Origin of the sequence: Colwellia sp. 6M3, from assembly GCF_014077595.1 — a bacterium.
Classification (GTDB): domain Bacteria; phylum Pseudomonadota; class Gammaproteobacteria; order Enterobacterales; family Alteromonadaceae; genus Cognaticolwellia.
Genome location: NZ_JACGWF010000063.1, coordinates 1 through 23,670, shown reverse-complemented (window position 1 = coordinate 23,670; position 23,670 = coordinate 1). Strand labels below are relative to the sequence as shown.

The window sequence follows — 23,670 nt, the reverse complement described above, 5'->3', positions numbered from 1 at the left end:
GTTAATAGGTTTGATATATTTATCAATACTTATCATTTAAAGATTTAATTTCTGACATATATTTACTCAATCAATTACTTACAAGCTCTCTAACTTTGGCTATTGAATTTCCGTCAAAAATAAACTCAAAATGTTTCGTTTGAATAGCGGCAGAGACATGAATAGGTGAAAAAAGCCCCCAACAAGTAGCACCTTGATTTCTTACAGACTGATATTGAAAACCTTGCTGACTATTTTTTTTAAGCTGTGCGCCAAGTATTCTTGGCTGTACATAACTGTCAGACTCACTAATTCCTTCAACTTTTGAACAATCAGCAACATTAGCGCTAAAGGTGACTTTTAAGCAGCGCATATCTACCGTGTCGTAATGCAAGCCAGTTATGTTTTGAAAGTATTTCTCTTGATGATAAAGCGTTTCTTTAATCGCGGTATCAACAGTGTCTGCAAGATAAAGTACGCCAAAGTCACCATTGCTAAAACGTGAACCATCAACATTTATATGAGTAAAAGGGGCTGTAACATAGTTAACACCGTCAATACCGAACGGGATTTCTTGGGTTGAAAGCAGTGATAAGTTACCAAGTTCATTTAAAATTCTAGGGTTAGTTAACGCTTGAATGGCATAAACCGCTTCAAAATGATCAGAGCTTATTACATCATCAAAAAGTGTAATAGGCGGGAACTTTGAATTGACCAACCTAAATGTCACTTTGTTTTTAAGCTTTATTATTTTAGAAGGTACTTTCACGTTACCATTGACCGTTACGCATAGCGTCTATTCGTTTAAACACTTCGTATAAGGTGCCAAATTTTCCCGTCGAAATAAGTGATAACGGTGAGTTACCATTAAAGTACGGGTTATCATTTTTCATCGCCATAAAGCCATAAACATTGTCCGGGTTAGAGAAAACCATTTTTAATGCTTGATGTATGTTTGCGATATAACTAATACGCTCTAATTGATCGTTAGACAGCGTAGCACTTTCATTATTTTGAAATCGATAATAGCTACTTTTAGTTAACCCTAGAATGGCTTGTTTATCGCTTGCACTGCATCGCCATTTTTCTAAAATATTGCTACCCAGTTTAAATGCCACTGAACTGCTGATTTTTTGGGGTTTATTTTGATAATTTGAAACTGTCATATAATAGCCCTCTATCTACTGATAAAGTTATTGTAGTTCCTTTTGGTATTTTTATCAATTTTTAGTACCATATGAAACTAAGTACTTAATGCTATGGGTTTGAATTCGGGTTTGTGATTAACTTTACTGTTTTTTCAGATAAGATTAAAAATATCACTGACGATATTATGGCTGAGGCAAAAATCATACACATAACAATAATTTGATACCTAGCGGCGATTAAAGGTGAAACACCTGAGAGTATTTGCCCTGTCATCATGCCAGGTATTGAGACTAAACCAACAGCAAATAGAGTGTTTATAACGGGTATCGTTGCCGCATTAAGCGCATTCTTTCTTGCTTGATGGTAAGGTACCCCATTGTTCATTTCAGAAAATAAACGCTCAGCACATAAACTAATACTATTCATTGCGGTGGCGAATATCATGCCAGCTAATGGGATAATAATTTGTGCTTGATACCATGGCGTTATTGCTAATGCGCCTTGAGTGATAAAGACTAAAGTAAAACCACCACCACAAATAATGGCAATATAACCTTGCTTGAATAGCAGTAAACGGTAAGTGGGCAGGGTGCGTAAGGCTATCCAACAAGAAATCCCAACCATTGCGATTAATATAGTCGATATAAGCCAAACATTATCAGAGAAAAATATATAGCTAAGGGCGTAGCCAATAAGTAATAACTGTATTAACATCCGAGCAATAGCATAGCTTGCTTGTTTTACATTTAAAGACCATAAATATAAAAAACATAATGCGATAACAACGGGAATAAAAGCGATAGCAAGGTCAACTAAGCTGATCAATTGCGGAGTATTGTTCATGATTATCAATAATAAAGTTAATAATATAACTATTATTTAGCATATTCCTTTTAGATACAAATATAGTATTGCATTCGTTGTAGTACTGCTTAAATAATTATACAAACAAGGAACACTCATTGAAGAATATCAGCAATAAATTTATCTATACGCTACTGATAGTCATAGCTTCATTCACATCATTTTCATTACTAGCACACGGCGTAGACGACGCCACCAAACAGTTTTTAGAAGCTAACCAAGGCTCCGCCATATTTCCGTTTATTTATATTGGCGCGAAACACATGTTAACGGGCTACGATCATTTATTATTTTTAGTCGGTGTCGTATTCTTTTTGTTTCGCAGTAAAGATGTGCTGTTATATGTAAGCCTATTTACACTAGGACACAGTATAACTTTACTTTATGGAGTGTTTGGTAACATTGCGATAAACCCTTATATAATTGATGCAATTATTGGTTTATCGGTCGTCTATAAAGGCTTTGATAATTTAGGCGGTTTTAAACGTTTGTTTAATTATCAGCCTAATACAAAAATTGCTGTGAGTATATTTGGACTATTTCATGGCTTTGGATTAGCAACTAAAATACAAGAGTTCCAACTGCCAACAGACGGCTTAATCACCAATATCATTTCATTTAATATTGGCGTTGAAATAGGACAGTTTTTGGCACTTGCCATGGTGTTAATAGTGTTAAATCTTTGGCGTCGACATTCAAGCTACTTGGGCTTTGCCATAATGACCAATACAGCCTTAATGAGTGCCGGGCTGATGTTAATTGGTTTGCAACTGACCGGTTACTTTGTCAATTAATTTTGTTGAATTGCACGCTTAGTGCTTATTAATGAATTAAAAAATTTTAATGCTCAATTGAATATAATATCAGGATTTATCATGAACGAATTTAATATCCCAGTACATACGACTAAAACACTGGTTAAAGCAGGTGTTATGGCACTATTAGTAGCGTTAATATTGCTTATTACCTGTATTTTACCGGCAGAATACAATATAGACCCCACAGGACTTGGGGATAAATTAGGCCTTACAGCGATAGCCGAAGCTTCAGAAAAAGTGCCGGAAATTGTGCTTGATCGTGGCGAACAAAATCATGAACTACGTACCGATAATATTGAAATTATCATTCCAGCAGGTCAGGGCTTAGAATATAAGTTAAACATGGAAAAACATGCTCATGTGGAGTACGAATGGAAAACTGATGGCACAGCACTTTATTTTGATTTTCATGGCGAGCCTGCTGAGGATAAAACGGGCTATTTTGAAAGTTTTTCTATTACCACATCAAATAACATGCAAGGTTCACTTACTACGCCTTTTAAAGGTTCACACGGTTGGTATTGGAAAAACGAAAGCTTGCAAGATGTTACCGTATCATTAATGACAAAAGGCTACTACACCATAAAGGGTTAATGTTGGTGTCTTTTAAATACCGATAATGCGCAGTTACTATCGGTATTTTCTTAATTTTTATATCTCTTTACAACAAACCGAGTTCGATAAGTAAACTTAAATTCATTCATACAAGTAGGCTGGTGTAATGGCCTATTATCAAAATAATATATTTCATTCATATTGTACGTATTTTCACTATATTTTATACTCTAATAACCCTATTATTAAGCCATTATTAGCTCACTAAGGAAACAGCTTTGTTGTCACGTTTATATAATTTCATGCCCGGCTTGAATGTGTTATTCAATTATGAACGTACATGGTTTGCTGATGACGCTAAAGCAGCACTATCAGTTGCCGCAGTCGCTTTACCGGTCGCTATTGCATACGCACAACTTACCGGTGTTAATGCCGCTGTTGGTTTATATTCTTGCGTGTTACCTATGATTATATATGCGTTATTTGGCACGTCTAAACAACTAATTATTGGGCCTGACGCAGCAACTTGTGCGGTAATTGCCGCTGTTGTTACTCCTTTAGCAGCAGGAGATATTGTTAAGCACTGGCAACTCGTTATCACCATGACTGTTATGACTGGCTTTTGGTGCATAATTGCAAGTCGATTTAAACTTGGTGTATTGGCTGATTTTTTATCAAAACCTATTTTGATGGGGCTATTAAACGGTGTCGCCATTACCATTATTGTTGGTCAATTTTCTAAAATTTTTGGTTTTACTTTTGACGAAAAATACCTGCTTGAACGTTTAGGTGGCGTACCAAACTACCTAGCGCAAGCGCATGTTCCTACGCTATTAATGGCTTTACTCACGGTTGGTATTTATTTTTTACTTAAACGTGTAAAGCCAACTTGGCCTGCATCTATGATCGCAATTACTGTTGCAACAACATTAGTCTGGCTTTTAAATTTAGAGCAATTTGACATAAAAACCATTGGTGTTGTCGACGGAGGTTTACCGTTATTTAAGGCACCTGATTTTAATATCGGGATTATTCGTGAATTAGTCATGCCCGCACTTAACTTAGCGATAGTGAGCTTTGTTAGTTTGATGCTTACCGCACGTAGTTTTGCCGCTAAAAATGGATACGAGATTGACGCAGATAAAGAGTTTATGGCGCTAGGTATGGCAAACTTTGCTTCGGCGCTGTCGCAAGGATTTGCTGTGAGTGGTGCTGCATCTCGCACCGCGGTAAATGACGCTAACGGCGGTAAAACACAACTAGTGTCTATTCTTGCAGCCATAATTATCGCCATTATCGCTATTTTTATTACCGCTCCGCTTGAATATATTCCAAGTGCTGCATTAGGTATCGTATTAATTATCGCCTCTGCGCACCTTTTAGATTTAAAATCTGTTTGGAAGCTTAGATCAAAAGACAGACAAGCTTTTTACTTAACGTTAACAACACTGTTTGCCGTACTTTTTATTGGTGTAATACCTGGTATAACATTGGCAGTTTTACTTGGATTATTTCAATTTATTCGAACAGTAATGCGCCCAACGGATCATATACTTGGCGTCGATGTTAATGGCGTTGTAAGAAGTTTAGACACCACAGATAAAGCCAAACCTATAGATGGCATTTTTATTTACCGCTTTAACTCGCCGTTAACTTACTTCAATTCGAGTTTTTTCAAACGCAGATTATTAGAGCAATACGCTAGACAAAAAGATGATATAGAATGTGTCATTATTGATGCTGTGCCATGCTTTACCCATTTAGATTTAAGCGTAATGGCCATGCTAGCGGATCTAGATACAATATTTAGAAAGCGTGGTGTACGCCTAGAAATTGCAGGAAGAAAGCGACAATTACTCGCCTGGTTTGTAACCGCAGAAATAAAATCTGGCAATGAAGGAATATATGTTCATTCTGATTTGTATCTGGCGTTAAGAATAAACCAAGCCAAGCAACTTGCAGAAAGAGAAGAGCAGATAGAGCTTAACTAATTACTAGCGTGTGTTTATCATGTAAACAGAGTCATTGTAGACAAGTTAGGGCTCGATAATATCATTGCTTTGGCAGCACCGTTTAAATAAACTTAACCTTCATCGCTTAAATAACGACGTTAAAATATTATCATTAACGTCGTTACTTTTAATATTTATCTTATCGATTAGTCATTAGCTAGAGAATTGGCTGTATAAGCTGATGACTCGTATAAAAGTTGTGACGATTTTAAGGTTATTTTTTCACTTGATCTGTATGTAAAGTGTCAAAGCAATCATTGGCTTCTTGGTAATCAATTTGCTCATTAATACTAGGCTCATTTACCAGCACTTCTTCAGCATATATGCCTTTGGTTCGCCATACACCACTTTGCCAACGCTTAAAGCCAATAACGCCGCGAATACACTCATCCAAACTTGTTGCTATCCAAATTCCCACTAAACCATAGGCAAAGTGAAGCCCTAAAAGCCAAGCTAAAGGCAGGGCAAAGAACCACATCAACATAAAGCCGGCAATTGACACATAACGGGCATCACCAGAAGCTCGCAATGAAGAGCCTACAATAAGATTAATACTGCGGCCAAACTCTCCCATAATAGCGACCCATAATATTAATTTCCCTAAAGCCCAAATATCGGTGTTATCGGTGAATATACTAAAAAAATATTCAGAAAACCCTAATAATGTAAAAACAAAAAACATTGAACCAACAAGTCCAATTTTAAGGCCTAACATCAGCTGAACATGTGCTTCATCAAATCGTTTAGCACCAATAAAATGAGCCACCTTAATTTGTACACCAGCACTGATAGCAAAACAATAAAGAATGGCCGTAAACAGCAAGTTAAAAGTATAGATACGGGTAGCTAAAGCTAGCTCGCCCATAGTTACAATCATCACTGTCATCATAATTTGCGTCAGCTGCCATGACATAGGATCTAAAACAGAAGGCAAAGCTATTTTTAAAATAGGCGAACTATCTTTTTTAAATAACACCCAATTGTTGGGTAAAGCAATATTGATTTTTAAGTGTTTAATTATAATAATCAATGTAAAGCATAAGCTTACAACCCAGGCGATGACAGAGGCATAGGCTACGCCTTGAACCCCAAGGGCAGGGAAACCGAATTTGCCATCAATTAATAAATAATTAAACAGTATATTCACTATGGTCATTATAAACGTTGACCACATGTTCCAATGTGTTTTACCTTGCGAGGTAAGAACCGCTGCAGCGGCGAACCGCATCGCTAATACCCAAGTGCCCATACCTATGGTACTTAAATAAATACTAGCCATAGCTGACATATCATCTTGCAAACCCATCCACTGAGCAAAAGTAGGGGCGAAAGACATCATCATAACGGTCAGGAAAAGGCCACCGAGTAACAAAATTGCAAAAAGGGCACCATAAGTAGAAGCTAACTTACTATAATCTCCAGCACCAATTCGTTGTGCAGCAACACTACTGCCGCCTTGATGTAGTGTACTATAAAGAGCAAAGGCAATGCCTAAAATAGGCATAACAGCACCTATAGACGCCGCAGCAGTATCTGATATTCGACTTAAAAACCAAGCATCAGTGACATTAATCATAAAAATGAAAAATAGATCAATAAAAATTGGCCAAGTTAAACTAAGTAAACTTCGATCAGCAACTGATGGATTAGATTTAGGCAACACACTTCCTTAAAACTCGTAATAAGCTAGTATAACAGTTGAAAATGTAAATACTGTTGCATACGTTTGTTACAAATCGTAATAAACAAAGTTAAGAATAAAAGTGTAAATAAGAGCAAATAGGAGAGCATAAAATCAATATTTGATGGTTTATTCAGCACTCGGTAACAAAAATCAATTAAAATGCCTATTATTAGCAATTAGCACTTTACAAAGACGCGAACAGTATTTATTATTCGCCCCGTTCTGAAGCAGCAATGCTTTTGAACTTCAGGTGAGATGGCTGAGTGGTCGAAAGCACCGGTCTTGAAAACCGGCAAGGGTTTGTAGCCCTTCTAGAGTTCAAATCTCTATCTCACCGCCACATTCTAAAAAACCGCTAATTTATTAGCGGTTTTTTTTCGTCTTAAATTTACTAAACAGTATAATTGGGTTTGTAGCACTAAACCTTCGAGTAAAGTTCAAATCTCTATCTCACCGCCACATTAAGAGAAGCCCGTTAATCGTAAGGTTAACGGGCTTTTTGCTATTTGAGTGTTTAGTTTGGTAAAAAGGGTTTGCAGCGCTAAACCTTCGAGTAGAGTCCAAATCTCTATTTCAACGCCACATTCTAAGAAACCGCTAATTTATTAACGGTTTTTTTTCGTCTGGAGTTTACCAAACCGAGAATATGGTTTTTAGCGCTAAACCTTTTGTAGAGTCCAAACCTCTATTTCACCGCCACATTAAGAAAGCCCGTTAATCGTAAGGTTAACGGGCTTTTTGCTATTTTAGTGTTTAGTTTGATAAAAAGGGTTTGTAGCGCTAATGCTTAGAGTTGAGTCCAAGTTACTTTTTGAATTTTACATTTAAAAAAAACCGCTAATCAGGAGATTAACGGTTTTTTTACTAAAATTACGAGTGAAATAAGTCGCTTTTATTGTGCAGGTGATATCTTTAATAATTCGCCATTTATGCTATCTGTTAACACATAGATATAGCCATCTGGCCCAGTTCTAATATCACGGATCCTTTGTTTTCGATCAGCTAACATAGTTTCTTGCTTTACAACTTTCTCGCCATCTAAACTTAATCTTCTTACGCTTTTCCCAGCGAGGGCAGCGATAAACAGATCACCTTGCCATTGTGGAAAAATATTACCCTGATACTCTGTCATGCCAGCTGGAGCTATTGAGGGTACCCAATACGTTATAGGTTGCTCCATACCTTTTGCTGTTGTGAAAGGTGAAACAACTGCGCCAGAATAATCCATACCGTAGGTAATAGCAGGCCAGCCGTAATTAGTACCTGATTTAACTAAGTTCAGTTCGTCACCGCCTTTAGGGCCATGCTCATGCAGCCAAACTTTTTTAGATTTACTGACTAATATGGCTTGTGGATTGCGATGCCCGTAGGTGTAAATTTCAGGCCTAACGTTGGCTTGACCAATAAATGGGTTGTCTTTTGGAATGCTACCGTCGGTGTTAATTCTAAGGACTTTCCCTAACATGCTATCAAGTGACTGTGCTTGATCTCGAAAATTAAAACCATCACCGGATGTGATCAGTAAGGTATTATCAGGTAAAAATGTCATTCTAGCACCATGATGATGCGGCGTATTTCTACTAGAACCGGTAAAAATAACTTTGGTTTGTTGTAATGACATATCTTGTAAAGTGGCGCTGATCACTTCTACATAATTGTCACTTGCACTGCCACCACTATACGAAATATAAAGTTTTTGGTTTACAGCAAAGTTAGGATCTAACACAACATCGAATAGTCCCGCAGGGCCTTCAACATAAATATCTGGCAAACCAGAGACTTTTTGCTCAAGTAGCTTTCCATCTCTTACTACTCTTAGGCTGCCTCCGCGCTCAGTAATCAACATATCCTTGTTAGGTAAAAAGGCGATTGACCAAGGAAACTTTAAATTTTCAACAACGGTCGATACTTTATACTGCTTGGGCTGTGTTTCAGCAAAAGTCATCGTGCTAGCAATAATTAAATATAAACTCATGCTAATTTTTTGAATTATTTTATGATTACTTTTCATCTTATTTACCTAGATTGTTAGCGTGAATATGCGATCGTGATGATAGGAAGGCAAAAAGCCATGCTGAAAATATGCAACATAAAGTAGCTAAGAATAGTCCCATGGGTGTTCGCACCGCCGCTAATATAGTTAACCCCATACTGTATTGAATAATATAGGTTGTCAGAGGGAAGGTAGTACAACCAGCGGCAACATACCAAAGCGTTCTATTACCACCTAAATATTTATGTGCATATTTAGCGATAATAAAGCCGATTAAAAAACCAGATGTAATTAATATATATAATACGGGGCCTAGTCCAATCAAGTCATCAAGGGTGGTATTTAAACGAACATCATGGCTAACATTAAGCCCAAATGATTGCACATCAGCTAATACAATTTGTGTAGAAACAATACAAACAAGTAGAGTGGCAATGAGTGTCGTAAAAATAAACAGCACAATAGTTTTGAACATATAATAACCTTTTTAAGTTCGGTAGATAGCGTCACGATATTTATTAAGCTATTCACTATACACTGCTTTCAACATTATTATCTTAACCTTAAGTACAAAAACTATTTCACTTAATTTAGCTTTAGGAAGTTACTTATACCGTGCTGCATAGACTTATAAACCTCATGTTTTCAGGTTAAATATTCAACCTGCATAATTTAATATGTTATTTATCAACGAAAGCTTAGGCACATTGCATGGGTAAAATATCAGTTAAAATGTAAATAAACCTAAAGTGATAATAAAATTTAACTGATGCTATAAATGGTAACGAGCAGTGTAAATGTTTACCATACAACCTTTGCGGCATATCACTCATTATTTAACTCGGAATATACATGAATTTAGAACAAGCTTTGTTGGCGATAGGTGAGGCACACGGTAACGATTTACCTGTTGAAGCACTCGAGACGGTTAAAACAAATTGGTTGGTGTTTTATCCAGAACTAGAGCGACTAATAGAACAGTTTATCGCAGACGACACATCACTTACTGGGGAACAAGACGCTGTTTTATTTTTCGGCATTTTATTATGTGCAGAGCTTAAATACACACCAGCTTTACCAAATTTCCTACAGCTCTTTTCACGTACCGACTCTTTTTTAACACCGCTTGAACGTGTTTTTGGTGATGCATTAACTGAATTAACCTCAACCTTATTTTATAATGTTGCAAGTGGTAACACACAGGCGCTATCAGACTATATTGTCGATGGTCATCAAGCTATGTATTGCAAAGCATCGGCTATGGAAGCAGTTTTTGCCCAATATGACGTTGGCACAATTGATAAAACACAATTAAGTGAACATGTAACGCGTTGGATTGCCGCATTTATAGCTTTACCGAGCACAATAAATAATTTTTTATTAAGCGCATTAGCTGATTCATGTATCGAATACGAACTTAACCAGTTTAAAAGTCAGTTTGTAGGTTTATGTGAAGAAAACTTATTTGATGAAGAGCGTTTTAAACAAGACGAAGTAAAAGCTTGGAGTAAGTTTCACGCACCTAAATTAGTTGAATCTGGGCTTATTCAAACAGAGTTTAACCTGATAGAAACGCTTGAATCTTGGGTTGATGATGAAGATTCCGCTGAACCAGATGATGCATTACTTGCCAATATCCCAAACGAAGGCGATGAATTATTCGACTCATTAATGGGTGAGGGTGGTTTATTATCGGATATTTTATACGATGAAAATACCATTATTGAAAACAGTGTTCCAGTCAGTTCATTACCTACTGTAGGTCGCAACGAGCCTTGCCCATGTGGTAGTGGTAAAAAATTCAAAAAATGTTGTTTACAGTAAACTAGTTTGTTGATGGTGACTTTTAGGCATAAATTTAATGTTGTTTATAGCTGGTCATAACTGGTGATAACTGTTCATAGTTGACCAACGAACAAACTTAATAGCCTAAAAGCCAAGTTTACTTACAACAAACCTGATCTTCAGTTCTAAAACTAAGTCAGATTAAAAAGCCTTTGCCATGAAAACGACATTATTATGAAAATATTTCTTCTTACACATGAGCGTGAGTTAAATAGGGCAACCAACACTGGCACTATCGCCATAGAAAACGCTAACAACATAGTTGAGCGAATAATATGGCAAAGGGTCAACCCCAATAAAAACCTTGTTCAGTTGATAGAAAATAACGACGCGATATTATTGTATTCAAAGGAAGAGTTATCGCTTGAGACACCAATATTAAATCCTCAAACAGCACCGTTATCACTTAATGATTATGAAAATATCATCATTATTGATAGCACGTGGCAAGAAGCAAATAAAATATTTAATCAAAGTCCTTATTTAAAAAAAGCATCATATTTTACGCTGAAACCAGAAAACACCTCATTATACAATTTAAGAGCCAACCAACCTAAAGGCGGCCTTTGCACTATTGAATGTATAATCGAAGTTTTAAAACTCAAAGGACAAAATAAAACAGCGGAAGCTTTACAGTTAAAGTTTATTGAATTTAATGGTTAGCTTACCTGTTAATATTTAAATCCCATAAATTGTAAAATATTTAAAAATTCGTAAATAAATTAGCAAAGCCAGACTTAAAATCAACTTATCCGGCATGATTATAAAAAAACATAGGTTCACTTCTATTTAATGGTCATTTAAAATAATAAAAATTGTATTTAAAAGTCACTAAATAATGTCGCATCCTGCTTGTCCAAATTGCCAATCTCCATTCGTTTACAAAGATCAACAACTGCTTATTTGTCCAGAGTGCTCGCACGAGTGGGATCCCATAGAACTAAAAGCAAGTAGTATCGTCAACGTAAAAGATGCTAACGGCGCATTACTCACTGAAGGGGATAAAGTTACTGTCATTAAAGATTTAAAAATTAAAGCGAGTTCACAAGTAATAAAAATAGGTACCAAGGCACTTATTCGACGCGTTTTAGATAAAAGCAATCATGAGCTAGATTGTAAAGTAGACGGCGTAGGAGAAATGATGGTAACTGCTAAGTTTGTGAAAAAAGCATAATCCACATGAAGCTCAATCTGTACTAAAGCAAGTGATGAACGGTGCTAGAAATTGGCTGGTATGATGAACTCAGCATTAAAAATAAGTGCTATGTTAAGGTCGAATCAAATTTCGTATACTTTTAAACCATTAGCTTCAGTGCAATATAAGGCGCAAGATTAAAGATAAGAATACCTAACTTATAATTGCCCAAATAGTTAAAGTACAGCTTAGGTAATGCTTTAGCATCCAGATCCATTATTTTACTGTGTAGCTTAGTGGTAAAGCGTTTAAATACGATAATAGACAATGCTGAAAACAAGTAAACACTCAAATTAATAACCGTGCACCAACCTAAAAATATAGTCATTTCATTAATATTCATTATTGCTGTATTCTCCGTAAATATTGTTTAGTTAACCACTGAGCTTTCACTTTTACTGCTAATTACAAAGCAAGTAAGCTTTGTTTAAGCATAAGATTACTGAATAATTTAATCAATGTCCGTATAATCACCGATATAACATCAAAGGCATTTAAGTTTACAAATGGCAGCGCAAAAACATCACACTGAACTACCCATTACAAAAATTAATCTGGCTACCGATATTGCAGATATAAAACATCAAAATAACAGTCAGAAAAGCATTCATAAAATTGATAAAGCTGCGCCTAAAATTGTGCTTGCAACCCTCAACGCTCGATACTTTCATACCAGCTTCGGTTTACGTTATTTGTACGCTAATTTACAAGAGTTGCAGGAATTTTGTGAAATACAAGAGTTTATTATTCAAACTCGCGCCATTGATATCGTTGAACAAATATTAGCCAGTAAACCCGATATTGTGGGTTTTGGGGTTTATATATGGAATATTGTTGAAACTACTGACGTTGTAAGCCTGTTAAAAGTTATTGCGCCTGAAATTAAAATTGTTTTAGGTGGCCCAGAAGTTAGCTATGAAACCGAGCAACAAACGATAGTTGCCAGTGCCGATTATGTGTTAACAGGGCCAGCAGATTTAAGCTTTTATCAATTGTGTAAGGATATTATTAATGATGCGCCTTTGGATAGAAAAATTCTCAATTCGAAACCTGTTGAATTAAAAGAATTAGCATCGCCTTATCAATACTATACTGATGAAGATTTAACCAATCGTTTGCTTTATGTTGAAGCGTCTCGTGGTTGTCCGTTTAAGTGTGAATTTTGTTTATCGTCGCTTGATAAAACTTCGGTGCCTTTTGAAATAGTGTTATTTCTTGAGCAAATGGACATTTTGTATAACCGTGGTGCGCGTAACTTTAAGTTTATTGATAGAACTTTTAATTTAAACATAAATACCACTATGCAAATTATGCAGTTTTTCTTAGACCGAATGACTGACGACCTATATTTACATTTTGAAGTGGTGCCCGATCATCTTCCCAGAAAGTTAAAAGAATTGTTAGCGCAGTTTCCTGAAGGTAGTTTACAGTTTGAAATTGGCATACAAACCTTTAACACTGAAGTGCAAAAAAATATTAGTCGCAAGCAAAACAACGCTAAGTCGAAAGAAAATCTAATTTGGTTAAAAGATAATACCCACGCACATATTCATGCTGATCTTATTTTTGGTTTACCTGGTGAAACCTTCGACAGCTTTAAAGATAGTTTTAACCAGCTGTATCATTGTCGACCGCATGAAATTCAAATGGGTATTTTGAAACGTTTAAAAGGCAGTCCAATAATTAGGCATACCGAAGCGTTCGATTTGCGCTTTAATCCTTTACCACCATTTAATATATTAAGTACTGACAGGGTGAGTTTTGCCACCATGCAACGTATTAATCGCTTTGCTCGTTATTGGGACATGATTGGTAATTCAGGGCGTTTTAAATATACCTTACCTCATATATTGTCTGATGAGCCGTTTGATGATTTCATGGCGATAACTGAATGGATATTTAACAAAACAGGGCAAATACATAAAATTAATTTGAAGAAATTATTTGAGCTAATATCGCAAGCCGTTGAAGCTTTATATCCAGAAAAACATGCATTGATGATCGAAAAAATTGAACAAGACTATGAGGCAGCTAAATTAAAAAGCTTGTTTAGTGGCTTGAACCTTTATGCGGTTCCAAAAACCACCGTTGCTGTTAAAAACAAGTCATTACAGCGACAAAAACGTCATTTAAGCTAATGACAACATATAGTTGATATGTTGTCCGCTCATAATTAGTCAACGTTATTACATAGAAAAAGTCAGTCTGTATTCCTAGCATTACTTGCAATAGTTATTACAATTTTAGCCCCTTGTATAAAAACAGTTAAGCCACCGACAATACCTGAGCATATTTGATTCAAGACACCTTTGTTGATGAACAGAGGTGCTAATATGTTAAATTTTGCCCTGTAGAGGGTTTTTACCTTTGAACTGGTTTCGAGGCTATGAGGTAAGGACGTTATTTAAGCTCAGCTAATTTCTCAATATGTTCAGCTGAGACTCCACAACACCCACCAACAATTGATGCGCCAGCATTAATCCAAGACGATACAAATTCGCGATATTTTATTGGCGATATATCATTTCTTATTATCGATAAACCTTCATCATTATTTGCTTCTCGTAGTTCACCAATGGGCGGAAAATTATTCGCGTAAACGCCAAGCTGAACTTCACCTTCAAGTCCGAGTGCTAACAACGCTTGTTTAGCATTTAATAGCGCTGATTCCATTACTTCTACCGCACTGCAGTTAAATAATATAGCCGAAACATGTTGCCCAGCTATTTGGCTAACTGCATCAAATACAGTTTCTCCTGAACGAAGCCGTGACTCGGTGTTTATTTCGTCTTTCACAGTAAACGCAATCCAAGTGGCTTTGTTTGTTTGTGCCGTTCTAGCTTTGATCATTGCTGCTTCTTCGATTGACGATATTGTTTCAGCTAACCAAAAGTCGATATCAGCTTCTTGATTTACGATTAAAGCTTCAAGCAATGGTTTGGCTTGTATTACTGAAAATAAATCAGGTCGGTATGAGCCTAATACGGGTGGAATACAACCGGCAACTAACACATTGGAATTTACTTTAACGTTATCATTAACGTCATTTTCATTAACACAGTCTCGAGCTAATTTAGCGGCGAGCTTGATGAGTTCAGCCCCTTGTTCTTTAAAACGTTTCTCACCAATATGAAACGGCACTAAAGCGTAGGTATTTGTGGTAATAATTTCAGCACCGGCATTAATAAAATTTCGATGTACTTCAGAGACATAATGGGGAGATTCAATTAATGCATGTGCTGACCATTCAGGTTGTTGAAAGGGCGCACCAATGCGCTCCAATTCTCGGCCCATGCCACCATCAAGAATTATTGGCAATGTAGTGGGTAATTTCATTCTAATATGTCAACTTTGATACTTAAAAAATCAGAATAACCATGTGCTTTATATAAAGCAAGCGTAGACAGGGCAGTGATTAACGTTTAACTAAATGATTACATTAAATTAACTAAGAAAGGCACTGCTAAATTATTTTGGATAACAATAATAAGCATAAACTAGTTACATACTCGCTCATGTTTCCACTAAAAGCATATTAATATGTAGCTTGCACTTGAATTAAATATTGCACAAACCCATATAATTACTCTACTTTATATTTTATAAATGAATACCAAACAACTTTTACTGAGATTTAATATGTCTGATACATCAATGCTAATCGTTTGTGCAAGCTGCTGTACTAAAAACCGATTAGCCAGCGTAAAACTTAACGATAAACCCGTATGTGGCAAGTGCGGTAAAGCGGTACTTTCAACAAAACCTATTGTAGGTAGCGATAGCAACTTTAGTCGGTTCATTACTGACAATGGTTTACCTGTGGTGGTCGATTTTTGGGCTTCTTGGTGTGGGCCTTGTAAACAGTTTGCACCTACTTTTGAACAGGTTGCGGGTAAGTTGTCTGCAAAAGCTTGTTTTTTGAAGTTAGATACCGAACATAACCAACATACCGCAGGAAGTTATAATATTCGTTCAATTCCTACATTAATGATCTTTCATCACGGGAAAGAAATTGCTCGAATATCAGGGGCTTTGCCACCTGCACAATTTGAGCAATGGCTAGCTGAAAACTTACCTGCGGTTTAAATTACTACTAAGTCACTCTTATCTAGGCCGTTGTTACTCACAAGAGATATAAAAATAAACTTGAGAATAACAACGCCAAACATTTACTCAGGCACTTCACTTCAACACTACTATACAACACTTTACTCAGACGTTGAGCTAGCTAACAAAGAGATGAAAAAGCTCATTTCCAAGGCTTTTTCTTTCAAGCTTTTAAAGCGCCCTGATGCGCCACCATGTCCAGCGTCCATATCTGTTTTGAATAACAATAGGTTATCGTCTGTTTTAAATTCTCGCAATTTTGCGACCCATTTCATCGGTTCAAAGTATTGTACTTGTGAGTCGTGTAACCCGGTAGTTACGAGTATGTTAGGGTAGTGTTGTACGCTGATGTTATCTATCGGCGAGTACGCTAATATATCTTGATAAGCTTGATACTCGTTAGGGTTGCCCCATTCGTCATACTCATTGGTAGTTAAGGGAATGGTTTCGTCAAGCATAGTGGTTAAAACATCTAAAAATGGTACATGCGCGCCAATACCTAAATAAAGTTCGGGTGCTTGGTTAACTATAGCGCCCATTAATAATCCGCCAGCACTGCCACCTGAAGCAAATATTTTATCTTTAGCGCCATAACCTTGATCAACAAGTGCTTTAGTAACATCGATAAAATCATTAAAAGTATTTTGTTTATGCGCCATTTTTCCATTGTCGTACCATTGTCTACCTAACATTTCTGAGCCACGAACATGAGCTATAGCATATACAAAGCCTCGGTCGAGCAAACTTAAGGTTTGGCTGGAAAAGTTTGGATCAATAGTAATACCATAAGCACCATAACCGTATTGAAGCAGGGGATTAGTGCCATCTTTTTTGAAACTATCACTTCGGTAAACTATTGATACAGGTACCTCTACACCATCACGAGCAGTTATAAATAGTCGTTCTGATTGGTATTTATCTTTGTCAAAATCGCCTAATACTTTTTGTTGTTTTAGTAACTTACGCTCACCTGTTGCTAAATCAAATTCATATAATGAACCAGGAGTAGTTAAGCTTGAATAATATAACCGCGCAACGGTACTTTCTGGCTCTGGGTTATCACCTAGGCAGGCAAAGTAGCAAGGATCATCAAACGATAATGGATATTGCTGCCCAGCATTTTTGCCGTTAATTGTATGAACAATAAAACGAATTTGACCATTTTCTCGCTCGGTGGTGACAATAAAATCATGAAATATTTCAATACCTTCAAGTAGCACATTGTCTCTATGAGGTATGACTTCTTGCCAGTTATTAATATCAGCAACTTGATCAATTGAAACCTTCATTAACTTAAAGTTTTTAGCCTGATAATTACTTACAATATAATAATAGTCGCCCATTTTATCAGCGTAATATTCATGCTCTTCTTGATAAGTCACTAGGTCGATAAACTCGCCATATGGCTCGTCAGAAGATAACGATAAACAATGTGTTGACTCTGTAGCATGCAAACAAATATAGAGTTGAGATTCGTCTCGGCTTTTATCTAAACTGATATAAAAGCTATGATCATGCTCTTCATACACCAAAACATCATCAGCTTGTGCTGTACCTAGTTTATGTCGATAAACTTGCGTGCCTAATAACGTGTTTAAATCTTTTTTCACGTAAAATACGGTTTTATTATCGTTAGCCCAAACAATTTGTCCTTCAGTTTCAAGCAAAATGTCGGCTAAATATCTATCGACTGAGTCATCTGTTTTGTTTAAATCTTTAAAACAAATAGTATAAATACGGCGGCTGTCAGTATCTTCCGATATAGACATAAGTTGGTCATTAGGGCTAATTGACACATCGCCTAAGTCATAAAATTCATGATTTTCCGCGCGTGCGTTAACATCTAACAATAAGGTTTTATTCTCACCATCAAAACTGGTTGAACGATAAAAATTTGAAAACTCTTGTTCACCATTTATTTCGCTGTGATACCAATATTTTCCATCTTTGGCGGGCACGGTATTATCGTCTTTTACAATGCGCGCTTTTAGCTCTTGAAAAAGAGTCTCTTGAAGCGGCATTTGTTCTGCCAACATGGCATCAGCATAATTATTTTCAGCATTAAGATGCGCCAATATATTTTCATCACTACGTTGATCATCTCGCATCCAATAATAGTTATCTACACGTTGATGGTTGTGTACAGTCATTGTATGAGGAATTTTTTTAGCCATTGGTGCGGCTATGTTACTTGGTGATGGTTTTGTCGTGTCTGAAATAATTGAAGATGTTGGCACTAACGTGCTCCTAATTCACTGATGGTATTTTTTAATACAACTTAAACGTTAATAAGCAAGTTTATCGACCTTTTACCAATTTAGTTAGTTATTAATGATTATTATTGTTCATCTGCCATTATTTACTTAGAACTAAAATTTTGAATCGCAGTATGCTGATTAACTTTGCATCAGTTTCTCAATTTTTGCTGTAGTTAATTTTTGCCATGTAGACTGTTATATGATTCAAACGTCGATTTAATTTTTTCTGATGAGGTAGGTGTCTTTAAAATTAAAGTGTTAGTATTTAGTTAATTAATAAAACATTGGCGGTCAGTGTTAGCCATATTTTAAATGTTTAGCGTATAAAACGATGTATAACTTATACTAAATAGACAATAAATATAAGTACGACTAAACGCGTTAAAGGGAGTTTTTAATGAGAAACAATCTAAGCCAGCGCTCTAATTTTTCGAACCATAATCGCCGTTATTTACACAGCGGATTAATCATACTTTTAATAACGCTTTGTTCAGGGTGTTCTGCCGCTAGCAATAATGCATCTGAAAACCCAATTAAGAATGAGCAACCTTTAAAAGGTCCTTATGAATTAGCAGCTGAGCAAAATGTGCCCAGTGTTGTTAGCTATCAGCCACCTGAAGATTCATTACGCTTTATCAACGAACCTATTTTTAAATTCAACGATGTGGCTTATCGTTATGTGTTAAGCCCACTTGCCAATGGCTATCAACAAATTGTTCCTGAGCAAATTGATAATAGTATAAGTAACTTTTTTTATAATTTGCGAGAACCACTGTATGCGGTTAATCATTTACTTCAGGGCGAGTTTAAAGCCTCGGGGAAAAGTATTGCGCGTGTATTAATCAATAGTACCGTTGGGCTACTTGGCTTGTTTGATGCGGCTAATGGTATGATGGATGTAGAACGAAATAAAACCACCTTCGGCGATACACTGGCAAGTTATGGTGTTGGTCACGGTGCTTATGTTGTTTTACCCTTACTTGGCCCGTCTGATTTACGTGACACGGCTTCTTTAACCTTTAACTATTTTGCGCATCCACTTAACTACATTAACGATGATGAAGTAGCTACACAGTTATTACTGGCTGATGGCATTCAAGCACAAATCCCCATACTAGCTAAATATCCAGATGTATTAGCTGATATTGAAAACCCATATGAATTTGTTAGAAACTTATATATGCAGAATTTATTACGTGATGGCCAAGCTCGCAGAGATGAAATATTTAAAACTGAAAAGCAAAAAGAATCGATAGCGAGTCCAGTTAGCAAAATTGACGGGGCGGTGGAGTAGTCATGTTTAATAAAAACTCAACCACAATAGCCTGGGTAACTTGTTTGGCTTTTAGCGTACTAACGGTAATATTTGCTTGGCAAGCACAGCATTTTGAAATTGATGCGTCGGCTGACACTTTACTAGTTGATAACAACAAGCATTACATATTAACGCAACTTGCTGACCAACGTTATGGCTCAGAAGAATTTATTTTAATTGCTTTTAAACCTAAGAATAGTCAGCTATTTGCTACTAAAAACTTAAATGCTGTTTCTAGTATTGGTCGTGAGATAGAGTCAATAACACGGGTTAAAGAAGTAAAAAGCATTGTTAACATGCCTATTTTTACCGCGGCTGATACAGTTTCTGCTGATGTTAAAAACCTTACCTGGGAAAATCAAAAATTTAGTGAAAGCACCTTATCACTGAGCTTGAAAAAACATCCTCTGTACGAAGGTTTATTGATAAACGATGACCAAACAGCTATGTCGCTGCAAGTTGTGTTTAAATCCGATCCAAAGTTAGAAGCCAATAAACATGACATTATTAACATTAAGCGTCATTTATTAAGCCGAGATCTAACCCAGCAAGAACTTAATACCCTTGAACAACTTAAAACTGAACAACAAAAACTTAATAAAAAATTAGAACAAGCACGAATAGATGAAATAGAAAGTATTCGTTCGATTTTAAAGCCCTATAAAAAAGACGGCGACTTTTACCTTGGCGGCAATAATTTACTGTCTTACGAGCTTATTCAAATAATAGAAAGTGATTTATTGCTTTTCGGTTCGTTAATTATATTGGTCGTTATTGTTTTACTTTGGTTTTTATTTAGACAGCTTAGCTGGATAATTTTACCTCTAGTATGTTGTGCTACCAGTGTAGTTATTACCATAGGGTTATTAGCGGCACTTAGTTTTAAAGTTACAGTTATTTCAGCCAACGTATTTGCGCTACAAATTATATTGTCGTTGGCGATGATTATTCATCTTATTGTTCATTATCAAGAATTGGTGCTTAAACACACTGATTGGTCGCACAAACAATTAGTACTCGCGACCATTAAACAAAAAATAAAGCCGTGTTTCTTCGCCGGTTTAACCACAACTATAGGTTTTGGTTCGCTTATATTTAGTGGTGTACAGCCGGTAATTAGTTTCGGTTGGATGATGGTAGTGGCCATGCTCGTAAGCTTTATTGTTAGCTTAGCTTTTTTCCCTGCATTACTCTTGGCATTGTTTAACAAGCAATCGTTTGTGAAGCAGCACAAGCAAATTGAAAACAGTATGACTGCAACCGCTACATTTGTTAAAAAACAACCTAAATTAATCGTGGTGTTTTCTGCAATAATCACCATTATTGGTGTGCTGGGTTGCTTAAAGTTAACCGCTGAAAATAGTTTTTTAAATTATTTTGATGAGTCGACAGATGTTCGACAAGAATTAACTTATATTGATCAAGAGTTTGGCGGTTCAACACCGTTTGACTTATTGTTTGATATACCTGATGAGCAAATTAAAGCTGGCTTAGTTATTTCTGCAAGTACCGTTCAAACAGTTACTGCAATTCAAAATATGTTAGCAAATCAACAAGCTATTGGTGCGATTACATCGATTGCTGACTTTACTAAAATAGCGCAAGTGGTAAACGGTAAACCGTTAACAGAATACGAACTTACTGCGCTTTATAAAAGTTTAGATCCAAGCTTACAACAGGCATTATTTGGCGCTTATTTTTCAGAAAAAGATAATCAAATACGTATCTCTATGCGTGTTCAAGACAGTACGGCTAACCTAAACAGAGCTGACTTACTGGCGGAAATTCACCAGCAATTATCTGCATTAGGCATTGAAAAGCAGCAATATACGCTTACTGGTTTGTTTATTTTATATCAAGACGTATTGTCGCGCTTAGTTGACTCGCAAATACTCACCATACTAATCGTTTATGGTGCTATGGCGATAACACTCATGATCATCTTTTCATCGTTTAAAGTTGCCTGGATAGCCTTAGTGCCTAATTTGATAACAACCTCGGTTATCATGGGTATATTAGGTATTTTTGCCATACCGTTAGATTTAATGACCATCACTATTGCAGCCGTTGCCATGGGTATTTCCATGGATGACACAATTCATTACGTTCATCGCTATTTAGAAGAAATAAAGCTCAATAAAACGGACAGTAACGAATGGGTTAAACGGACAAATTTGTCGGTAGGATATGCATTAATTTACACCACAACAGTCATAGTGATAGGTTTTGGTTCGTTAGTGTTTTCTAACTTTGTGCCGAGTATGTTGTTTGGTTTATTAACCAGTGTGGCGATGATAGTGGCTTTATTAACAGATATAACCATATTGCCTGTGCTGTTGAAAAAATATTTAGGCAAGCGCACAGCTTAAATGCAAACTGATATTGAATAGGGACTTGTGTAAACGGGTTATATGTTCAGTTATATTTAAAGCGCACTTATTATTTAATGCGCTTTAAATATTTGTTCAATTAAGCCACTAATTAATAGCGGTTAAGATCTCTTGCTGTGTGGCTAAAACATTAATGTCGGTGGGTGATATTGCTAGTGCCTTTTCAATAATGATATTAGCACGTTCAGTATCACCATTTTTAAGTAAGGCATAAGCAAAATTATTTAAATAATGACTTTGTTGATCGCCATGATTTAAACCTTGTTCAAACCATTCGATCGCCTTTGTTATATTATTTTGTTCGAAATAATAATTAGCTAGTAAAAAGTAACTTAACCAGTTTTTAGGCCAAGCGTTAATAGCTTGTTGTAAATATGGAATAGCAGCAGGGCCTTTGCCGATTGAAATTAAATCTTGGCTGGCACTTATATAGGTAAAGTCGTTTAGCGCGCTGGTACTTTGGCTTGGCTTTAATGCCGCAACAAACCAAAAGTTAGCCCGCTGCCAGGTGCGCTCAAATACCTTCATACCTACCCGACGATTTTCAATATCTGCAGAGTGTAAAATAAACTCTTGGGTTTCTAAATCATAGCCTTTTACTACAGCATAGTGCCATAACGGATACCAAGACAGACCTAGATTTTGTAATACAATAACAGGGATTTTTTGATTTACTAGCTTTAGCAGCTGTTCTAAAGACCCATTGCTAGCATAGGAAAGAAAAGATTGTTGTCTTATTGCTGCTACCATTTCTAGTTGCAAACTTCCGTTTCTTTTTGGAATAAATAATTGCGGAGCAATACTTTCAGGCGATAACTTAACGCCATTAAATTCAAATATTTCAGCTAGTGTAGTTGGCCCGCAGTAATAAGCTTGCTGTGGGTAAAACGGTACACCTTCAATATTCGAAGTTAAAGGAATATTCGTTGGCGGTTGCTGCATTAATTGTAACGTTTGCGGAGGTGTTGCGCAGCCAATAAGTAAAAAAAGGCTGGCAATAATGCCAACCTTAAGGTGTTTAATAATCACGCTACTAATAATATTAGATAGGATCAATAAACGAGTACGCATCGGTTATGCCGAGTAAATCAAGCACTGCAACTACCACTAAAACGGTAACTATTGTGCCAACAATACCACTACCTGCAGGTGCGTCATTAATTTGCATATTTAATTGAGTTAATTCTGCATTAGTAAGGTTATTAATTCGATTTTTTGCATCAGCAGAAGATACACCCAGTGCAACTAATTGTTGTTGAACTTCTGTACTATCAACCATAGACAATATTTGTTGTTTTGTAATTGCGCTTCGTTGTTGCTCTATCACAACAGCAGAACTAACATTGCCAGCCATTGATGTCATTGGAAGCGAACTTGTAAATAACACTGCAAATATCATGATCAAATTTTTCATGTGTATTCCTTATGAATTAAGCTTGTTGAGTTCAAACACCAAATAAAGTTTATAATTTACATTAAGGTAAAGTTATAAAATTAAGTAATGCC

At 36.2% G+C, this 23,670-nt stretch carries 21 protein-coding genes and 1 tRNA gene; 11 read left to right on the top strand and 11 right to left on the bottom strand.

From position 1 onward, the window contains the following. Positions 1-70 precede the first annotated feature (70 nt). The 3 genes from H4J50_RS13385 to H4J50_RS13375 all read right to left on the bottom strand — a co-directional run bounded on the left by H4J50_RS13385 (position 71) and on the right by H4J50_RS13375 (position 1,971). Positions 71-748: an RES family NAD+ phosphorylase gene (locus H4J50_RS13385; RefSeq protein WP_182256995.1), complete on the bottom strand. Its 678-nt coding sequence runs from the start codon at positions 746-748 to the stop codon at positions 71-73. Position 749: 1 nt separating this feature from the next. Continuing rightward, positions 750-1,145 (bottom strand): antitoxin Xre-like helix-turn-helix domain-containing protein, encoded by a 396-nt coding sequence (locus H4J50_RS13380; RefSeq protein ID WP_108456067.1) that lies wholly within the window; start codon positions 1,143-1,145, stop codon positions 750-752. Positions 1,146-1,236: 91 nt separating this feature from the next. Then, a complete protein-coding gene (locus H4J50_RS13375) occupies positions 1,237-1,971 on the bottom strand; it encodes an ABC transporter permease (protein WP_182256994.1) in 735 nt (244 codons plus the stop codon). 119 nt (positions 1,972-2,090) lie between these two features. Between H4J50_RS13375 and H4J50_RS13370 the strand changes: the two genes are divergently transcribed. The 3 genes from H4J50_RS13370 to H4J50_RS13360 all read left to right on the top strand — a co-directional run bounded on the left by H4J50_RS13370 (position 2,091) and on the right by H4J50_RS13360 (position 5,356). Beyond that, the gene (locus H4J50_RS13370) at positions 2,091-2,786 is read left to right on the top strand and encodes a HupE/UreJ family protein (RefSeq protein WP_182256993.1); all 696 of its coding nucleotides are present in this window, start codon (positions 2,091-2,093) and stop codon (positions 2,784-2,786) included. Between the two features lie 81 nt (positions 2,787-2,867). Next, complete coding sequence (locus H4J50_RS13365; protein WP_182256992.1) at positions 2,868-3,404, top strand: hypothetical protein; 537 nt, start codon at positions 2,868-2,870, stop codon at positions 3,402-3,404. A 239-nt stretch (positions 3,405-3,643) separates the two neighbouring features. Further along, the gene (locus H4J50_RS13360; protein WP_182256991.1) at positions 3,644-5,356 is read left to right on the top strand and encodes a SulP family inorganic anion transporter; all 1,713 of its coding nucleotides are present in this window, start codon (positions 3,644-3,646) and stop codon (positions 5,354-5,356) included. Positions 5,357-5,591: 235 nt separating this feature from the next. Here the strand turns inward: H4J50_RS13360 and H4J50_RS13355 are convergent, their stop codons facing one another. Then, positions 5,592-7,037 (bottom strand): MATE family efflux transporter, encoded by a 1,446-nt coding sequence (locus H4J50_RS13355; protein WP_182256990.1) that lies wholly within the window; start codon positions 7,035-7,037, stop codon positions 5,592-5,594. A gap of 273 nt (positions 7,038-7,310) precedes the next feature. On the opposite strand from H4J50_RS13355, the gene H4J50_RS13350 reads away from it, so the two are divergent. Then, positions 7,311-7,401, top strand: a tRNA-Ser gene (locus H4J50_RS13350). A 552-nt stretch (positions 7,402-7,953) separates the two neighbouring features. Here the strand turns inward: H4J50_RS13350 and H4J50_RS13345 are convergent. Together H4J50_RS13345 and H4J50_RS13340 are read right to left on the bottom strand one after the other, a co-directional pair. Further along, on the bottom strand, positions 7,954-9,072 hold the full coding sequence (locus H4J50_RS13345; protein ID WP_220466219.1) for a PQQ-dependent sugar dehydrogenase: 1,119 nt from the start codon (positions 9,070-9,072) through the stop codon (positions 7,954-7,956). A gap of 1 nt (position 9,073) precedes the next feature. Further along, entirely contained in the window at positions 9,074-9,529 is a 456-nt protein-coding gene (locus tag H4J50_RS13340; RefSeq protein WP_108456073.1) for a hypothetical protein, read from the bottom strand. Between the two features lie 377 nt (positions 9,530-9,906). Here H4J50_RS13340 and H4J50_RS13335 point away from each other — a divergent pair, with 377 nt between their 5' ends. The 3 genes from H4J50_RS13335 to H4J50_RS13325 all read left to right on the top strand — a co-directional run bounded on the left by H4J50_RS13335 (position 9,907) and on the right by H4J50_RS13325 (position 12,073). Further along, positions 9,907-10,878: a DUF1186 domain-containing protein gene (locus H4J50_RS13335; protein ID WP_182256989.1), complete on the top strand. Its 972-nt coding sequence runs from the start codon at positions 9,907-9,909 to the stop codon at positions 10,876-10,878. A gap of 195 nt (positions 10,879-11,073) precedes the next feature. Continuing rightward, positions 11,074-11,562, top strand: coding sequence for a tRNA-uridine aminocarboxypropyltransferase (locus tag H4J50_RS13330; RefSeq protein ID WP_182256988.1), 489 nt, complete (start codon positions 11,074-11,076; stop codon positions 11,560-11,562). Positions 11,563-11,737: 175 nt separating this feature from the next. Further along, a complete protein-coding gene (locus H4J50_RS13325; protein ID WP_182256987.1) occupies positions 11,738-12,073 on the top strand; it encodes a zinc ribbon domain-containing protein YjdM in 336 nt (111 codons plus the stop codon). A 121-nt stretch (positions 12,074-12,194) separates the two neighbouring features. Here H4J50_RS13325 and H4J50_RS13320 read toward each other — a convergent pair whose 3' ends face one another. Beyond that, complete coding sequence (locus H4J50_RS13320; RefSeq protein WP_182256986.1) at positions 12,195-12,437, bottom strand: DUF6868 family protein; 243 nt, start codon at positions 12,435-12,437, stop codon at positions 12,195-12,197. A 163-nt stretch (positions 12,438-12,600) separates the two neighbouring features. Between H4J50_RS13320 and H4J50_RS13315 the strand changes: the two genes are divergently transcribed. Continuing rightward, positions 12,601-14,232 (top strand): B12-binding domain-containing radical SAM protein, encoded by a 1,632-nt coding sequence (locus H4J50_RS13315; protein WP_182256985.1) that lies wholly within the window; start codon positions 12,601-12,603, stop codon positions 14,230-14,232. Positions 14,233-14,494: 262 nt separating this feature from the next. On the opposite strand, the gene H4J50_RS13310 is transcribed toward H4J50_RS13315, so the two are convergent. Beyond that, entirely contained in the window at positions 14,495-15,430 is a 936-nt protein-coding gene (locus tag H4J50_RS13310) for a homocysteine S-methyltransferase family protein (protein WP_182256984.1), read from the bottom strand. A 303-nt stretch (positions 15,431-15,733) separates the two neighbouring features. Here H4J50_RS13310 and trxC point away from each other — a divergent pair, with 303 nt between their 5' ends. Next, entirely contained in the window at positions 15,734-16,180 is a 447-nt protein-coding gene (gene trxC, locus H4J50_RS13305) for a thioredoxin TrxC (RefSeq protein WP_182256983.1), read from the top strand. 122 nt (positions 16,181-16,302) lie between these two features. Here trxC and H4J50_RS13300 read toward each other — a convergent pair whose 3' ends face one another. Further along, complete coding sequence (locus H4J50_RS13300; RefSeq protein WP_182256996.1) at positions 16,303-18,375, bottom strand: S9 family peptidase; 2,073 nt, start codon at positions 18,373-18,375, stop codon at positions 16,303-16,305. A gap of 481 nt (positions 18,376-18,856) precedes the next feature. Between H4J50_RS13300 and H4J50_RS13295 the strand changes: the two genes are divergently transcribed. Together H4J50_RS13295 and H4J50_RS13290 are read left to right on the top strand one after the other, a co-directional pair. Continuing rightward, complete coding sequence (locus H4J50_RS13295) at positions 18,857-19,753, top strand: VacJ family lipoprotein (protein ID WP_182256982.1); 897 nt, start codon at positions 18,857-18,859, stop codon at positions 19,751-19,753. Between the two features lie 2 nt (positions 19,754-19,755). Then, positions 19,756-22,143 (top strand): RND family transporter, encoded by a 2,388-nt coding sequence (locus H4J50_RS13290; RefSeq protein ID WP_182256981.1) that lies wholly within the window; start codon positions 19,756-19,758, stop codon positions 22,141-22,143. Between the two features lie 108 nt (positions 22,144-22,251). Here the strand turns inward: H4J50_RS13290 and H4J50_RS13285 are convergent, their stop codons facing one another. Both H4J50_RS13285 and H4J50_RS13280 read right to left on the bottom strand, forming a co-directional pair. Next, positions 22,252-23,235 carry a PA2778 family cysteine peptidase gene (locus H4J50_RS13285; RefSeq protein ID WP_182256980.1) on the bottom strand — a complete coding sequence of 328 codons (984 nt, stop codon included), beginning with the start codon at positions 23,233-23,235 and terminating at the stop codon, positions 22,252-22,254. Next, a complete protein-coding gene (locus H4J50_RS13280; RefSeq protein WP_182256979.1) occupies positions 23,207-23,578 on the bottom strand; it encodes a PA2779 family protein in 372 nt (123 codons plus the stop codon). Before H4J50_RS13280 ends, H4J50_RS13285 begins: the two co-directional genes overlap by 29 nt. Positions 23,579-23,670: the final 92 nt, after the last annotated feature.

What these genes read in the sequence shown, in the direction of transcription:
- H4J50_RS13290 (WP_182256981.1), top strand. Translation starts at nt 19,756, where the DNA reads ATGTTTAATAAAAACTCAACCACAATAGCCTGGGTAACTTGTTTGGCT.
- H4J50_RS13380 (WP_108456067.1), bottom strand. Translation starts at nt 1,145, where the DNA reads ATGACAGTTTCAAATTATCAAAATAAACCCCAAAAAATCAGCAGTTCA.
- H4J50_RS13340 (WP_108456073.1), bottom strand. Translation starts at nt 9,529, where the DNA reads ATGTTCAAAACTATTGTGCTGTTTATTTTTACGACACTCATTGCCACT.
- H4J50_RS13280 (WP_182256979.1), bottom strand. Translation starts at nt 23,578, where the DNA reads ATGAAAAATTTGATCATGATATTTGCAGTGTTATTTACAAGTTCGCTT.
- H4J50_RS13295 (WP_182256982.1), top strand. Translation starts at nt 18,857, where the DNA reads ATGAGAAACAATCTAAGCCAGCGCTCTAATTTTTCGAACCATAATCGC.
- H4J50_RS13300 (WP_182256996.1), bottom strand. Translation starts at nt 18,375, where the DNA reads ATGGCTAAAAAAATTCCTCATACAATGACTGTACACAACCATCAACGT.
- H4J50_RS13330 (WP_182256988.1), top strand. Translation starts at nt 11,074, where the DNA reads ATGAAAATATTTCTTCTTACACATGAGCGTGAGTTAAATAGGGCAACC.
- H4J50_RS13365 (WP_182256992.1), top strand. Translation starts at nt 2,868, where the DNA reads ATGAACGAATTTAATATCCCAGTACATACGACTAAAACACTGGTTAAA.
- H4J50_RS13285 (WP_182256980.1), bottom strand. Translation starts at nt 23,235, where the DNA reads ATGCGTACTCGTTTATTGATCCTATCTAATATTATTAGTAGCGTGATT.
- H4J50_RS13315 (WP_182256985.1), top strand. Translation starts at nt 12,601, where the DNA reads ATGGCAGCGCAAAAACATCACACTGAACTACCCATTACAAAAATTAAT.
- H4J50_RS13335 (WP_182256989.1), top strand. Translation starts at nt 9,907, where the DNA reads ATGAATTTAGAACAAGCTTTGTTGGCGATAGGTGAGGCACACGGTAAC.
- H4J50_RS13310 (WP_182256984.1), bottom strand. Translation starts at nt 15,430, where the DNA reads ATGAAATTACCCACTACATTGCCAATAATTCTTGATGGTGGCATGGGC.
- trxC (WP_182256983.1), top strand. Translation starts at nt 15,734, where the DNA reads ATGTCTGATACATCAATGCTAATCGTTTGTGCAAGCTGCTGTACTAAA.
- H4J50_RS13325 (WP_182256987.1), top strand. Translation starts at nt 11,738, where the DNA reads ATGTCGCATCCTGCTTGTCCAAATTGCCAATCTCCATTCGTTTACAAA.
- H4J50_RS13375 (WP_182256994.1), bottom strand. Translation starts at nt 1,971, where the DNA reads ATGAACAATACTCCGCAATTGATCAGCTTAGTTGACCTTGCTATCGCT.
- H4J50_RS13345 (WP_220466219.1), bottom strand. Translation starts at nt 9,072, where the DNA reads ATGAAAAGTAATCATAAAATAATTCAAAAAATTAGCATGAGTTTATAT.
- H4J50_RS13320 (WP_182256986.1), bottom strand. Translation starts at nt 12,437, where the DNA reads ATGAATATTAATGAAATGACTATATTTTTAGGTTGGTGCACGGTTATT.